We start from the raw sequence: 14302 nt of genomic DNA on the forward strand, positions 1-14302 counted from the left end.
ATTAATACTATGAAAAACAAATCTATTCTTGCCGCCCTGATCTTACTGGTCGTTCATGGGGTATCCTTGCTTAAAGCCCAGCAGCTCAATCCTGTAGGGGTCTGCTATGTCGAAGTGAACAACAATAATATGCTGAATGCAGGATCGTATACTTTACAGAATACAAACAGACAGCTTTTTGATGTGGCTATTATCTTTGCCGCCAATATCAACTATGATGTTTCCAAAAGCAGAGCTTATATTTCGAATAACAATAACGTAACTAAAGTACTGAATGACGTCAATACCTACGTTCGTCCCTTACAGCAGAAAGGAATTAAAGTACTTCTGGACATCCTTGGAAACCACCAGGGAGCCGGAATTTCAAATTTTCCGACCCGGGAAGCCGCACGTGATTTCGCACAACAGCTCGCTCATACTGTATATACCTATGGTTTGGATGGGGTGGATCTTGACGATGAGTATGCCGGCTACGGAAACAACGGAACGGGCCAGCCCAATAGCAGCTCTTTCGTCATGCTGCTGCAGGAGCTTAAACTTGCCATGCCTGATAAGCTGATTACTTTCTATTATTTAGGACCTGCCACTTCAAGACAAAGCTACAACGGTGATGCCGCCGGAAATTATATCAATTACAGCTGGAATCCTTATTATGGAACGTACAGTGCGCCTTCCGTGCCGCCTCTTACCAAGTCCAAGCTTTCTGCCGCCGCTACATGGATACAGAATTCAAATCCTCAGTCTACTTCTGCTGCTACACTTTCCACTTTGGCTACCAATACAATCAATGACGGTTACGGCGTTTTTATGTGGTATGACCTTAACGGAGTTAATAATGCAAGCTATTTAAGCACCGGATCGAATATTCTTTACAACGAAAATACCCTTCTTACCGGGCCGCTTTATTCCTGGAGCCAGGGGACCGCTTGTGATCCACCTCTTGGGCTGGAAGCGGCTAACCTTACAGGAACTTCAGCTACCTTGAAATGGACTTCAAACGGAAGCATAACCTATAATATTGATTATAAACCTGCCAATTCAACCACCTGGATCAATGCGGCCAATAATTATTCAGGAAGCAGCATTACCATCAGCGGTTTGACAATGAATACGGAATACGACTGGAGAATCCAGTCCAATTGCTCTGCAACACTTACCAGTACCTATTTATTTGCACCAAGATTCAATTCGGGAAACGGATGCGCAACGCCTTCAGGCCTGAAATCCGGAAGCTTTTTGGGAACGACCACTAATGTGTCATGGGATGTGGTACCAGGTGCATCTTCATATAATTTACAATACAAAACAGCTGCAGCCACTACATGGATTGATGTTCAGAATATTTTTGCAAATTCTTATACCCTTCCGGGCCTTACAGAAAATACAAACTATGTCTGGAAAGTACAGGCTGTATGCGGAGGAGGCAATATAAGTACCTATTCTGCCGAAGCTTCATTTAACAGTGGATTTGCTCCTGTACAGAGTCCCGGGGCGAGATCCCTCTCTTTTAACGGAAGCACCAACTACCTGAATGCTGGGCAGTTTAATCTTAGCGGAAATGCTATAACGTTCGAGGGTTGGGTAAAAGTAAATGCCTTTAAAACAGCGTTTCCCTATATTTCATCGGTAATTGGCATTGAAGTGGGCGATAATAATTCTGCAATGCTGAGATTTGGCGACGGAAATCTGGCCAATAACAAGCTGCAGTTTATATTAAGCTTCGGATCTGCCCAGGTAAAACTGAACAGCGTTGCAGCATTAACAACCAATACATGGAATCATATAGCTGCCACCTACGATGGATCAACCATGAAAATCTATATCAACGGGGTTCTTGATGCCAGTGTAGCGGCTTCCGGAAATTTTACGGCAAACGGAATACTTTATCTTGCAAGGAACTATGATAATTCGCGTACCCTTAACGGATTTCTGGATGAATTCAGAGTTTGGAAAAGAGCATTGACTGCTTCAGAAATTCTTGCCAACAACTGCAACGTTCCGGCCGCTTCTCCCAACCTTGAAGCGAACTGGAAAATGAACGAAGGCAGCGGAAACGGAGCCCTTGATGCTACGGCAAACACTCATTTCGCAACTCTGGTCAATATGTCAGCGACAAACTGGAGAACAGATGTAGCCTGTGCCGCAGCGCTTTCCACGAAAGATATTGATTCAGAAAAAAATAATGTAGCTTCTGTATATCCCAATCCGGTTAAAAAAGGAAATGATATTCACTTTACGATTAAAGATAAAACTGCCGGCGAAATTGCTTTATATGATATGGCAGGAAATTTAATCATAAACCGGAAAATTGATAAAAATGATACGCTGATCAGTACCGGGAATTTATCAGCAGGAACTTATATTTATAAGATCAATTCAAAAGACGGTAAGATGAAATCTTCAGGAAAGGTGATCATAGAATAAAAAAATTAATCCTCAACAGGCGTATAAAAAGTAGAAATAAAATTAGGGGATTTTAGGATGGCAGACGGGAGGTAATGACTTTCCTGTCTGTCCCTTTTAATGAAAAAGCATAATTTACAGAACATAAAGAAAAGAATATAATGCAGAATATAGTAGGAATAGACATCGGCGGTTCGCACATCACGATGGCGCAGGTTGATCCTGAAAAACGTGAAATTATCAGTTCTACCTATGTAAGAGAACATGTTGACTCCTTCGGGGCACGCGAAACCATTTTTTCTGCCTGGATCTCAGCCATCGAAAAAGTGATCCATAACCTTGTCAGAAATGAGCTTCTCATCGGTATAGCCATGCCGGGACCTTTTGACTATGAAAATGGAATTTCGCTGATGCAGCAGGGAAAATTTATAGATATTTATCAAGTCAATATCAAAGACGAATTAGCCCGGAGACTTTCCGTTTCCCCGATCAGATTCATTTTGTGAATGATGCGGGAGCTTTTCTTGAAGGAGAAGTGTTTGGCGGCTGTGTACAGGAGTATAAAAAGATTTTTGGTGTAACCCTCGGAACAGGTCTGGGAACGGCGTTCTATGATGGAGAAACAGCTTCGGATGAAGATTTATGGGATTCGCCTTTCAAAGATTCTATCTGTGAAGATTACCTGGCAACACGCTGGTTCGTTAATCAGTATGCCGCTTTGACCGGTGGAACCATATCAGGAACCAAAGATTTATTGGATCAGCCCGAAGAAATACAAACCAGAATGTTTAATGACTATGCAGATTCGTTTGCCGAATTTATAGTGAAATACGTAAAGGATTACAATCCCGAAGTACTGGTCATAGGCGGAAATATTGCAAAAATATATCCTTATTTTAAAAAGAGGTTAAATCAGCATTTGGCAGAGCATAAAATCGATCTTCCTATTAAAATTTCTGCTATTTTTGAAGATGCGGCTATTCTTGGTGCTGCAGGGTATGCTTTGAAGAAAGCCAGGATCAATTTAACAAAATGATATCATGAAGTTTTTATTCTCAAGTTTTTTTATTCTATTCAATATTTTGGCATTTGGCCAGGAAATATCCCTTGCTGATTATGTAAACCCTTTAATGGGAACACAGTCCAAACCTTCCTTGTCCAATGGAAATACCTATCCCGCCATAGGGCTTCCCTGGGGAATGAATCTGTGGACTCCGCAAACGGGGAAAATGGGTGATGGATGGGCATATACCTACGATGCAGACAAAATAAAAGGCTTTAAACAAACCCACCAGCCATCTCCCTGGATGAATGATTATGGTGCTTTTGCAATCATGCCGGGTGTGGGTAAACTAAAATTTAAAGAAGAAGAACGGGCAAGTTGGTTCAGCCATAAAGCTGAGGTGGCGAAGCCTTACAGCTACAGCGTTTATCTGGCCGATATTAATGTTACTACAGAGCTTACTCCTACAGAAAGAGCAGCTTTCTTCAAATTTGATTTTCCTAAGACAGACAGCGCCTATATCGTTATTGATGCCCTGAATAAAGGATCTTACATCAAAATCCTTCCTAAAGAAAGAAAAATTCTGGGGTATACCACTAAATATTCCAGAGGAAAATATAGCAATTTCAAAAACTATTTTGTTGTCCAGTTTGATAAGGATTTTGATCTGACGAACACCTGGAAAGACAGTGTTCTTGTGAAAAACCAGCTGGAAATCACCAGTGATCATGCCGGTGCCATTGTTGGTTTTAAATTGAAAAACAAAGAAAGCGTTTACGCAAGAACAGCGTCCTCATTCATCAGCTTCGAGCAGGCAGAACTTAATCTTAAAAGAGAAATCTCAGACAGGAATTTTGAACAGGTAAAAACAGATGCAAAAAATATCTGGAACAAAACCCTGGGAAAAATTGAAGTAAAAGGGGGTACGGATCAGCAGATGAGAACCTTTTATTCCTCGCTGTACAGAACTTTATTCTTTCCTCAGAAATTATACGAAATTGACGCTCAGAACAAAATAAAACACTGGAGCCCTTATAACGGGAAGATCTTAGACGGGAAAATGTTCGCAGGAACCGGCTTCTGGGATACCTTCCGTGCTCTTTACCCTTTCCTGAACCTTGTATATCCAGGTATGAATGTAGAAATGCAGGAAGGTTTAGCCAATACGTTCAAGGAAGGAGGTTTTCTTCCGGAGTGGAGCAGCCCCGGATACTCTGATATTATGATCGGGAACAATTCTGCCTCAGTGGTTGCGGATGCTTATATCAAAGGACTTCGCGGATATGATGTGGAAACCCTTTGGCAGGCTGTAAAACACGGAGCCAATAATGAAGGCCCGATCGATGCTGTAGGCCGTAGAGGAGTGGAATATTACAATACTTTAGGCTATGTTCCTTATGATGTAAAGATCAATGAAAATGCTGCCAGAACCCTGGAATATGCCTACGATGATTTTGCTATTTATCAGCTGGGAAAAGCATTGGGAAAACCGGCTTCGGAAATTGATATTTATAAAAAAAGAGCGTATAATTATAAAAATATGTTTGATCCGCAGACAGGCCTGATGCGCGGTAAAAACAAAGATGGAAAATTTCAGTCGCCATTCAATCCGTTTAAATGGGGGATGCCTTTACCGAAGGCAACAGCTGGCATTATACCTGGTCTGTTTTCCAGGATATTGACGGTTTATCCAAGTTGATGGGCGGGAAAAAGAAATTCGAAGCCAAACTGGATGAGGTATTCTCACTTCCGCCGGTATTTGATGACAGCTATTACGGAAGTGTGATCCACGAGATCCGCGAAATGCAGATTATGAATATGGGGCAGTATGCTCACGGAAATCAGCCGATCCAGCATATGATCTATCTGTACAATTATGCCGGGGCGCCTTATAAAACTCAGTATTGGGCAAGACAGGTGATGGATAAACTTTATTATGCAACGCCGGATGGCTACTGTGGGGACGAAGATAATGGTCAGACTTCCGCCTGGTACGTATTTTCTGCCTTAGGATTTTATCCGGTGACTCCAGCTACAGACCAGTATGTTTTGGGAGCACCGCTTTTCAAAGAAGCTGTGATTCATTTGGAAAACGGCAAGAAAATTGTAATAAATGCCGCGGAAAACAGTGCAGAAAACCTATACGTTAAGTCATTAAAAGTAAATAATCAATCATATTCGAAGAACTGGCTGAGTCACAAAGAATTGATGAAAGGGGCTGTCCTGGAATTCCAGATGGACCATACGCCAAATAAAGAAAGAGGATCACAGGAAAAAGATTTTCCTTATTCGATGTCGAAAGAATAATCATCACAACCTTTATATTTAAAAATAATTTAGAAAGAAATACAATTTATGAATGCAGAGAAAACAGAAATATTCGATAAAGTAGAAAAAACGCTTGAATCACAGGGATTTACTATCGCGTCAAAGGATAATACCAGACCTTGGGGTGGATTTTTCGTGATCGATGAAAACCAGGCGCAGGATTTTGCCAATCAGTATTTTGACGGGATTGATGTAGAAAGCCTGAAAATAGGAGGAAAACTAAGCCCAAAGATTCTTGTTGTTGCCCCGAACGCCCGTTTAAGCTGGCAGTACCATCACCGCAGAGCCGAGATCTGGCAGGTCGTGGAAGGTACGGTTGGAATAAAAACCAGCAATACCGATGAAGAGGGCGAGCTGAAAGAATACCGTCCAAAAGATCAGATCAAGCTTCAGCAGGGGGAAAGACACAGACTGATAGGTTTAGACGGATGGGGCGTAGTGGCTGAAATATGGCAGCATACCGATGCCTCAAATCCTTCAGATGAAGATGATATTGTAAGAGTACAGGATGATTTCGGAAGATAGATATCTGTAAAAATAAAAAAGACTGTTTTTAAAACAGTCTTTTTTTGTGTCAAAATAACCTATAAACCAAGTTTACTTTTTTAAATATTTGTGTTTTTTTAATTTTTCAAATGTTTAAGGTTATTCCTACATCTGTATTTTATTTCATCATTTTTGTTCTTGTAAACGTTCCCGTTTGGAATTACTATCATCATTCTTATTGGGTTGGTTTTACAGTTACAAAGTAACAATATTCTAAAATAAAATTTCCTATAAACAGTGTCGATATTTATCGACATCTTGTAGAAGTTTATCGACAGAAATCATCGATATCCATCATAAACTTTGTTTGAAAGCTTAGAAAGTTACATCCAGTCCCACATAAAAGTTAGCTTTCATGATAGGCGCATATACCATTCCTCCGTCAAAATAATTTCCAAAAGGATTCCTGAAATCTACAATGGCATTTTTCTGATAATAAGACGTAAGGTTTTCACCTCCTGCATAAGCCCTTAGCTTTTTATTGAAATTCCTGGAGATCTGAGCATTCAGTACAGCATAAGAATCAGAGTACGCAGCAAGCTGAAACTCTGCCGGATTGCTTGTTGTATCAGGAAGCCTTTGTTTTCCTACCCAATTCAGCGTTGTATCAAAGCTCCAGAATCCTCCTTTATTGCTTTTATTGGTTGAATAGGCAAGGTTTACAAAGCCTCTGTGTTTCGCCATGAACGGAACTTCTCTTCTGCCGTTCAGATAATCAGCCTGAACATCATAATATTTGTAGGCCAGCCTTACATCAAAATTTTTGAAAGGTGTAAGATCCCACTGGGTCTGGAAAGAATTGGCAAAAGACTTTCCTTCCAGATTATAAAAGGTAAGCTGCTGTGGAGAACGGTCGAGGTCAACAAGCACCTGATCCTGGAAATCCGTTCTGAAAAAATCTGCAACAACCGAAGATTTTCTTCCGAAAAGCTTAAACTCCTGTTGTAAGCTTGCCCCATAGTTCCATGCTATTTCCGGTTTCAATCCATAAATATTTCCGCCATTCTGTAAGATCTGAATGCTTCTGTTCGATGCGAAATACTGTTGGTTTTCAGCAAAAACATTAGCCGTTCTGAACCCTCTCCCTGCAGAAAGTCTTAAGATGGTCTGGGGGTAAAATCATATTTAAAATTAAGTCTCGGGGTAAACTGGGTTCCTGCCAGATTATGGAAATCTGCTCTGGCTCCTGCTACTAAAGTATACTTTAATCCTGTTAATGTATATTCTGCAAAAATTCCCGGAACGATCTCATTTCTCTTCATATCGTCTGTTAAATAAGTTTCCTCATAACCGTCATATAAAAAGCTGGCTCCGGCCTTGTACTTATGGTTGGTATTCCCGATAATGCTTTCAAAGATTAAATTTGAATAATAGGTATGCTGTTTCCCGGCATAATTTCTCAGTCCGAAAAAGCTGTCCTGCTGATGGTAAACATACTGATTCATCCATCCCAGGCTTTGGTAAGGCTTTCCTTTGAAGATATATCCTGTTTTATTCCAGACCTGGAATCTCGAAATATTAATGCCTACCCCGTAAGCTCCCTGCTTGTCCTGACCCAGTTTCTTATCAAAACCAATTTGTCCGGCAGTCCTTTCATCCCGGATAAAATTGATTCCGAAATGCGATCCGAATCCCGATTTTTCAAGATCATTATAATTAAGGAGATATGCTGCATTAATCTGCGTTCCTTTCGGTCTGTCAAGAAAAGTATCGTGATTCATGTCCGTATCCCCGAAAGTTCCGTTTCCATGCAGTAAAAAGGTCTGTGACCATTTCTCATTGATAGGGGAGACACTGGTAATATTGGCTTCCGCTCTTCCGTTGAAATCAGCGAAGATATTTAATGAAGTTTCAGGTTCTTTGGCATTTTTCAGAAGTTCTGTATTGATCTGTCCCGTGATGCTTTCATAGCCGTTCGTTACCGTACTTCCGCCTTTTGTCAGCTGGATACTCTCGATCCATCTTCCGGGAATGAAATTCAGCCCGTAGGCCGAAGCCAGCCCTCTGATTTCAGGAAGGAGTTCCTTGGTTAAGCTGGTGTATTTTTGGTCAAGACCGAGCATTTTAAGCTGTTTGGTACCGGTAACCGCATTACTGAAAGAAACATCTACAGTTGCGTTGGTTTCAAAGCTTTCAGACAGGTTACAGCAAGCTGCTTTTAATAATTCTTTCTTATCAATATTAAAAACAAGACCCGCTTCCTTTTTACTTAATGCCGTGGCAGCCTTCGAACCGGTAACTGTTACCCCTTCAATGCTTTTTTCGGGCTGTTCATGAGTTTCATTAAGGGCTGCTGCATGTTCCTTATGATCGTCGTGTTTTGCACCTTCTTCATAGTGGACATTTGGATTGGCTTCTCCGAACGGAATATCCCTGTCGTACAGGCAACATCCGGGAAGGCTTTTGTAAACCGTATCGGAGGCTTTGTATTTTTCATTGTCATGTCCTGCATCGGCAATTGCTTTTAAAATTTTATCCGATGAGGTTTTTGAAGGATCAAAATCTAAGGTTACCGTTTGTTTTTCCGCACTCCATTCTGCGGAATCTGCACCGGCTTCTTTTGCGGTTTTTTCTATTCTTGCTTTACATGAAGCACAGTTTCCTTTTACATAAAACTCATTTTCTTTTTTTAAATGATGCTGATGAGCTTCTGCAATGGAAGGCTGAAGATCTCTTTCATAGTGGCAGCATCCCGGCAGACTTTTATAGGTTTCGTCGGAGGATTTGAATTTTTCATTATCATGGCCTGCTTCGGCTACTTTCTTTAAAATTTCATCTGTAGAAACCTTGCTGTCAGTTTCCAATGTTAAAGTTTGAAGATCAATAGAATACACAGCAGTTTTAGCACCTGCCTTTCTGGCTGCTGTTTCTATTCTGGATTTGCACATATCGCAATTTCCCTTGACTTTAAACTGGCTTTTTGAAAGATTTTGAGCAGATATAAAGTGTGCAGACAGGATCATTATACCAAGTATAAACCTGGAAATATATAATTTCATTTTGTTTAAAAATTTAGATTAATTAAAAACGGTCCATTAAATTATTTAACGAACTCACTGTGTGATAATTAACCTATTTTTGGCGGCTGCCAGATTTCTTTTAAACGGTCTGATAAATGGGGTGGTGAATAATGGAACTGTGGATTCTTATTAGCCTTGTAATAAGACAGTTCAAAGTGTAAATTCTTCGAAAAAGGGGTCTCTATGTAAGTATAGCATGCAACACATGTTGAGCAGCAGTCGTCATTACATGAAGACTTTGTTGTATTGTTTTTGCTGTCTTTGGAAGAGTGGTTTTTGCAGCAGTCGCTTTTGCCGGTCTCTGCTTTACAGCAGGTATCCTGCATAGATTGAGAGTAGAAGCTATCTTTGGGAACCAAAAAATTCCCAGACAAAAAATAACTGCAAATAGGTGAAACAGCTTCATCTCTGCAAAAATACAAAAATTAAGACAATGGATCACCAACTTTTAAGGCACAATTGTGCCAGGGTTCTCCATGTGCAGGATTAAATTTAGGTTTTTCACCGGTTGGTGCCGGTGCTGTTACCGGGCCGGGAACATTCTGTGCAGCACTCTGAACAGGCTGTGGTGCCGGAGCGGGTTTACTGTTGAGAGGCTGTCCTACAGGAATATCACATCTGTGGCCTGGCTGTCCGTGTGGAGGGTTCATTCCAGGAGCTGTCTTAACAGGTTTTGCATTATTGTCGATCGCCACTTTGCCTGCTGAGATGGAATTGGCATCTATTTTAATGGAATTGTTAGGGTTTTGGCCGGGTGTTGTCTGGATAGTCGCCGGATTTACATTGAGCGGCTGCCCTACAGGGATATCACATCTGTGGCCAGGCTGCCCGTGGGGAGGATTTTTAATTCCCGGAACTACTGTGGCAGAAGCCGGATTTGGGTTAGACTGTACGCCTGCCTGATCCATCAGTGCAGTTTTGGAAGTTGAATTAATTGCCACATTGGGCTGCTGAATACCCGCTTCTTCTTTTATATAAGTGGGTCTTTCATCTTTTTTGCAGGAAACAGCTAATGTTGAAATGGCAATAACGCCTAAGAATGTATTTTTCATATCCCAATCGGTATGAAACAAAATTAGCAAAACATTTTTAATTGTTTTGCTAATTTTATATTTATAATTGGTATTTAGACTTAATTTTTAACCAAAAGCCTGAATCCTTCACCATGAACGTTGATGATTTCCAATCCTTCGTCATCTTTTAAAAGCTTACGGAGTTTGGCAATATATACGTCCATACTTCTTGCGGTAAAGTAATTTTCTTTTTTCCAGATTTTTCTCAATGCAAGGTCTCTCGGCATGAAATCGTTTCTGTGGATACAAAGAAGTTTCAGCAGTTCATTTTCTTTTGGAGAAAGTTTGTATTCTTTATCGCCTACTTTCAGCTGTCTCAGCATAGAGTCGAAGAAAATATTGCTGATCTTGAACTGCTCCTGCTCTTCATTTTCCAAAGTAGAGCTTCTCTGCAGGATAGCTTTGATCTTGTATAAAAGAAGTTCCGTATCAAACGGCTTTGTGATATAATCATCTGCACCCAATTGGTATCCTTTAAGGATATCTTCTCTCATATTTCTTGCCGTAAGGAATATGATAGGGGTATTTTTATCAATTTTTTTACGTCTTCAGCTAATGAAAACCCATCTTTCTTAGGCATCATTACATCAAAAATACAGATATCAAACTCATTTTCTGTAAATTCTTTCAAGCCCTGCTCTCCATCAGTTGCAAGGGTTACCTCAAAGTTGTTGATCGTTAAATAATCCTTCAGCACAGCCCCGAAACTCTGATCATCTTCTACTAATAATATTCTGTTGCTCATGATTTTAATAATTATAAATTAATAATTAAAAATTAAGAATGAACGTTCTCACTCTATCTTCCTATATTTTGTTATTTGGTTTCTATTTTATTATTGATAAATGATGATCGATTATTGATTCTTTGCGGAAATTTTATCATTCATCACTTATCATTTATACTTTAGCTCATCGGCAGCTTGATCGTAAACGTACTCCCTTTATCTTTATGAGATTCTACGAGGATCTGCCCTTTATGAAGCTCTACAATTTTCTTTACATAAGAAAGTCCCAGTCCCTGTCCTTTTACATTGTGAATGTTACCGGTCTCTTCCCTGAAGAATTTTTCAAAAATTTTGGTTTTGTTCTGGGTTTCCATTCCCATTCCTTTATCGGATATTTCTATGATGTACCAGTCTCCTTCATTTCTTGTTTTTACATCAATCTCAGGGGCTTCCGGTGAGTATTTGTTGGCATTATCCAGTAAATTTACCAGCATATTTGAGATGTGGAATTCATCTATTTTGAAGATATAATTGGTCGCATTGAATTCCTGTCTCAGGGAACCATTTCTCTGCTGAACAATAAGGTTGAAAGATTCTGTTGTTTTCTTGATCAGCTCCCGTACATTGGTTTCTTTTAAGAATAATTCTACCTCGTTTCTTTCCAGCTTAGACATATTCAGGACGTTTTCTACCTGCTTTTTCATCCTTAAATTTTCCTGCTTGATCAGCTCCGAATAATATTTTACCTTATCGGGATTGGTTGCAATCTTGTCATTGGCCAAAGAATCCGTGGCTACGGAAATCGTTGCCAGAGGGGTCTTGAACTCGTGAGACATATTATTAATGAAATCTGTCTTTACTTCCGCCAGCTTCTTCTGTCTCATCATATAGTTGATGGAAATAATATAAATTCCAAGAATGGTCAGCAATGACAGGAAAGTTCCCAGGAGCATCGGCCAGTTGTTCATGGCAAGGGAGTATTCTTTTTTAGGAAATACCAAAGCCAGACTGTATAAAGTCCGGTCTTTTGTGTCTGTGAAAAGGGGATATGAATAGGTATTATTATCCTTTTTTCTTTGTAAGCTTTGTTTACAATACTGGTGAGGTTATTGTTTTTATCGGTAACTCCATATCCGAACTTTGCGGAAATCCCCCTTATTTTCAGTTCCTTGGTGATCACTGAATCAAGAACCTTATCGTCAACCCTTTTTGTAATAGGTAGATTATTTCCGTAAATCTTAGCAAATTCCTTTATGGTGTAATCTCCGTTTTCAATATCATTATTGATCTCTGCGGTAAGCTGCTCAGGTTTGGTAGTGTCCCTTTTTATTTTGTACGCGGCTTCGTCACTGTAAAGAGTGGTCCATTTTATAGAATCTCCTCTCTGAGAAATAGGAAGCTGTGTTTTTTCTATAATATTTTTGGAATAGATGATCTGCCTTTGGGTTCCGGAATCCTCTACCTGCTGTATCGTAGTCAGAGAGGGTTGCTTACTGTTGGCAAGTATATTATTTCTGAAATTTTTATTGTTTTCATTCATGTATTTTTCCACCTCAATTTCAGAAACATTTTTTACAGTGCTTTCTAATGCGGTATATACTTTGCTTGAGAAATCCTGTTCCAGGACATTGTAATATCTTTTCAGCCAATAAAATTGGAGCGTAACAAAAACAATCAGTGAGATTGTCATAAACACCGAAATTATTGGGATGAATTTATTATTCATTATTTGATTTTAATATATATTGGAGAAAATGAATGTTAAAATTAATTATTTTAAGACTTCATAAACAAAAAACGAGCCAAAAAATTGTATAATTTCTCTTAAAAGGGAGTTTTTTAACAATTATTTATGAATTTAAAATTACTTGTCCTATGGAAAGTCCTGTAAACGTTTAAATAGCTAGCTTTAATAAAAATAATTATTTATGGAACCTGATATCATTTTTAACAAAGATTTTGATTCGAACAGCGTATATGTCATGAAAATATATGATGCTGATGTTTCAAAAGTATGGGATTATTTTACCAAATCGGAATTATTGGATCAATGGTGGGCCCCGAAACCCTGGAAATGTGAAACCAAAACACAGGATTTCAAAGATGGAGGAACCTGGCTGTATTCAATGGTTGGCCCGGAAGGGGAAAGACATTATGCAAAAGTAAATTACGGTGAAATTATGGAGCACCGAAGCTTTGATGGAGTAGATGCTTTCTGCGATGAAAACGGAAACATCAATGAAGACTTTGCACAGTCGAAATGGCTGTTCGGCTTTACGGGAGTGGAAGAGGGTACAAAAGTGACCATCAATATTCACTTTCCAACCCCTGAAGCTATGAAGCAACAGCTGGAAATGGGATTTGAAGAGGGATTTAAAATGGGACTGACACAGCTTGCTGATTTGCTGATACGATGATGTGCTGATTGGTTGATTTGCTGATTTGATGATTGGTTGATGTGATGATTTGTTGATTTGCTATATTAATCCTTTAGGTTTGGCTAAAGCCTTTGGATGTTTGAAAAAGCAAAACGGGCTAAAGCCCGTTTTTATTAAATATTTTGTGGATATTTTGTATCGGATGGAGGTGTAATAAATACATATTGTCTATATATTTTCCTCCATTGTTGCATTTCTGCATCTACACATCATCACATCAACCAATCATCACATCATCAAATCAGCTCTTCTTCCTGAAAATATTGTATAATCGCTTTTTTCATCAGAAGAGACTGTTCGTTCGGCTTTAGTTCCGGAAGCTCTTCCAGCTTGTCAAAATGAGGATAACCATCATCATCGTAATGGCTAAATTTGTAATATCCAAAAGGTTCCAGCAGCCTGCAAACTGCAATATGGATTAAATTTACCTTATCATCTTTCGTGAATTTCTGCTGACCGCTTCCCAGCTCCTGAAGACCTATTAAAAATAAATAAGTTTCAATGGGAGCATCCTTTTCGGTGTCAAAATTTTCTATAAAGAACTGTTCTATTTTTTGCCAGTATTCGGATTCATTCATAGTATTTGTCATTTATTTTCTTCAGCTTTTTTTGCATCTTCTTCTCTTGCCTTTTCAAGAAGCTGCTGAAGTTTTTCTTCCTGCTTTTCTTTAAAAGTTTCCCGTTTTTCTGCTCTGCGGATCTTATCTTTCTGTATCAGATAATAAATAATGGCTATTGCAAAGAAACTTAATAATAACATGGTT

The 14302-nt window shown here is 39.3% G+C and carries 9 protein-coding genes and 4 pseudogenes; 6 read left to right on the forward strand and 7 right to left on the reverse strand.

Features of this window, described 5'->3' with window-relative positions; all coding sequences use genetic code 11:
- Nucleotides 1-9: 9 nt before the first annotated feature.
- The 5 genes and pseudogenes from N4G44_RS03470 to N4G44_RS03490 all read left to right on the forward strand — a co-directional run bounded on the left by N4G44_RS03470 (nt 10) and on the right by N4G44_RS03490 (nt 6259).
- Nucleotides 10-2424, forward strand: coding sequence for an endo-beta-N-acetylglucosaminidase H (locus tag N4G44_RS03470; protein ID WP_474924631.1), 2415 nt, complete (start codon nt 10-12; stop codon nt 2422-2424).
- 140 nt (nt 2425-2564) lie between these two features.
- Entirely contained in the window at nt 2565-2909 is a 345-nt protein-coding gene (locus tag N4G44_RS03475; RefSeq protein ID WP_474924632.1) for a hypothetical protein, read from the forward strand.
- The gene (locus tag N4G44_RS03480; protein WP_474924633.1) at nt 2906-3439 is read left to right on the forward strand and encodes an ROK family protein; all 534 of its coding nucleotides are present in this window, start codon (nt 2906-2908) and stop codon (nt 3437-3439) included. The genes N4G44_RS03475 and N4G44_RS03480 overlap by 4 nt, the downstream gene beginning before the upstream one ends.
- Nucleotides 3440-3443: 4 nt before the next feature.
- Nucleotides 3444-5713 (forward strand): annotated as a pseudogene (locus N4G44_RS03485) (GH92 family glycosyl hydrolase).
- A gap of 48 nt (nt 5714-5761) precedes the next feature.
- Nucleotides 5762-6259 carry a cupin domain-containing protein gene (locus N4G44_RS03490; protein WP_474924634.1) on the forward strand — a complete coding sequence of 166 codons (498 nt, stop codon included), beginning with the start codon at nt 5762-5764 and terminating at the stop codon, nt 6257-6259.
- 336 nt (nt 6260-6595) lie between these two features.
- On the opposite strand, the pseudogene N4G44_RS03495 reads toward N4G44_RS03490, so the two are convergent.
- From N4G44_RS03495 to N4G44_RS03515, 5 genes and pseudogenes are all read right to left on the reverse strand, one after another.
- A pseudogene (locus N4G44_RS03495) lies at nt 6596-9279 on the reverse strand (TonB-dependent receptor domain-containing protein).
- A 68-nt stretch (nt 9280-9347) separates the two neighbouring features.
- Nucleotides 9348-9626 (reverse strand): hypothetical protein, encoded by a 279-nt coding sequence (locus tag N4G44_RS03500; protein WP_474924635.1) that lies wholly within the window; start codon nt 9624-9626, stop codon nt 9348-9350.
- 99 nt (nt 9627-9725) lie between these two features.
- Nucleotides 9726-10352, reverse strand: a complete 627-nt coding sequence (locus tag N4G44_RS03505; RefSeq protein ID WP_474924636.1) for a hypothetical protein — start codon at nt 10350-10352, stop codon at nt 9726-9728.
- Between the two features lie 80 nt (nt 10353-10432).
- Nucleotides 10433-11118, reverse strand: a pseudogene (locus tag N4G44_RS03510) (response regulator transcription factor).
- 161 nt (nt 11119-11279) lie between these two features.
- Nucleotides 11280-12826: pseudogene (locus N4G44_RS03515) on the reverse strand (sensor histidine kinase).
- 202 nt (nt 12827-13028) lie between these two features.
- Here N4G44_RS03515 and N4G44_RS03520 point away from each other — a divergent pair.
- Nucleotides 13029-13517 carry an SRPBCC family protein gene (locus N4G44_RS03520; protein WP_474924637.1) on the forward strand — a complete coding sequence of 163 codons (489 nt, stop codon included), beginning with the start codon at nt 13029-13031 and terminating at the stop codon, nt 13515-13517.
- A 257-nt stretch (nt 13518-13774) separates the two neighbouring features.
- On the opposite strand, the gene N4G44_RS03525 is transcribed toward N4G44_RS03520, so the two are convergent.
- Together N4G44_RS03525 and N4G44_RS03530 are read right to left on the reverse strand one after the other, a co-directional pair.
- A complete protein-coding gene (locus N4G44_RS03525) occupies nt 13775-14116 on the reverse strand; it encodes a hypothetical protein (RefSeq protein ID WP_474924638.1) in 342 nt (113 codons plus the stop codon).
- An 8-nt stretch (nt 14117-14124) separates the two neighbouring features.
- On the reverse strand, nt 14125-14298 hold the full coding sequence (locus N4G44_RS03530; protein WP_474924639.1) for a hypothetical protein: 174 nt from the start codon (nt 14296-14298) through the stop codon (nt 14125-14127).
- Nucleotides 14299-14302: the final 4 nt, after the last annotated feature.

This window comes from Chryseobacterium sp. GTID13 (assembly GCF_056172655.1).